This window comes from Acinetobacter sp. NIPH 1852 (assembly GCF_022549455.1).
GTDB lineage: Bacteria > Pseudomonadota > Gammaproteobacteria > Pseudomonadales > Moraxellaceae > Acinetobacter.
Map to the genome: position 1 here is coordinate 1 of NZ_JAKZGG010000048.1, position 897 is coordinate 897.

Sequence of the window (897 nt, forward strand, 5' to 3'; positions counted from 1 at the left end):
AGAAACGCCATAATTTGGATTGGCTTTGGCCAAAACCTTCGGATCAGTCCAATCATCTCCTTCATCAATGGTCCAAATCCAACCGAAAAGCTCATCATCGGGTACCGTACCCAACAGCATTTCCTGCACTCGTCCACGTAGATCGTAGCAAGGCCCCTCAATATTGAAACCTGCTGTGGTGATCGTAAAGATCATTGGCTGACGGCGAGCACCCATACCTGTTTGCATCGTGTCATATAGCGATGAAGTCTGATGTTCATGGAACTCATCAACCACAGCACAGTGTGGTGACTGACCATCTGGAGGATCACCTGTGATTGGTTCAAAAACTGAACCCTCATCTGGTATCTCTAGACTTCCAGCATTGATCAAAATGCCTGCCGCTTCAATAAATTCAGGAGATCGAACGGCCATTAATCTTGCAGGTTTAAATACTTCCCAAGCTTGCTTCTCTGTCGTAGCACCAGCATAGACTTCTGAACCGAACTCACCATCATTCGCAAACATGTTAAGAGCGACACCAGCAGCAATCGCAGATTTACCATTCTTGCGAGGTACTTCCCAATAACTCTCCCTGAAACGTCGGAATCCATCCTTTTTTCGCGTCCATCCAAAGGTGCAAGCAATTCCAAACTTTTGCCAAGGTTCAAGCGAGATCTTCATTCTCTTCATTGCCCATTCACCCTTGGTATGGGGTAGCAATTCAATGAAAGCGATCTTCTTTTCAGCCAATTTAGGCTCAAATTTATATGGAAATTCTTTCTTTTTAGCGTGAATTAAGTCATTTAAATGGCGCTGACAAGCCAGTTTTACCCATTTGCACGTAGGTATTTTTCCTGAAACAACTTGCTTTGCCCACTTGTTTGCTATGTCAACGTTTGGGAAAGCTGTCATTTC

The 897-nt window shown here is 44.4% G+C and carries 1 protein-coding gene; it reads right to left on the reverse strand.

The genetic code is table 11. The features are described from left to right. The coding region (locus MMO38_RS16500; RefSeq protein ID WP_241324188.1) for a terminase large subunit at window positions 1–897 on the reverse strand (897 nt) is incomplete at both ends.